The sequence below is a fragment of the Enterobacter cloacae complex sp. P13B genome, assembly GCF_014895915.1.
GTDB classification, from domain to species: domain Bacteria; phylum Pseudomonadota; class Gammaproteobacteria; order Enterobacterales; family Enterobacteriaceae; genus Enterobacter; species Enterobacter bugandensis.
The window spans coordinates 1-202 of record NZ_JADBQN010000088.1 but is presented as its reverse complement, the minus strand read 5'-3'; the positions used below and the strand labels follow the sequence as shown (position 1 = coordinate 202).

At 60.4% G+C, this 202-nt stretch carries 1 pseudogene; it reads left to right on the top strand.

Annotated elements, in window-relative coordinates:
* Nucleotides 1-202, top strand: a pseudogene (locus IM273_RS21910) (MFS transporter); the annotation flags it as partial.

Here is a 202-nt window from a genome sequence, read left to right as displayed (position 1 = left end):
TCTTCACCACCAAAGAGCGCTACACCTTTGAGGTGCAGCCTGGCTCGTCGGTGGCGAAAGATCTCAGGCTGCTGCTGGGCAACGGCCAGTGGCGCATCATGTGCGCGTTCAAGATGATGGCGACCTGCTCCAACGTGGTGCGCGGCGGGGCGACGCTCTACTTCGTGAAATACGTGATGGATCATCCGGAGATGGCGACCCA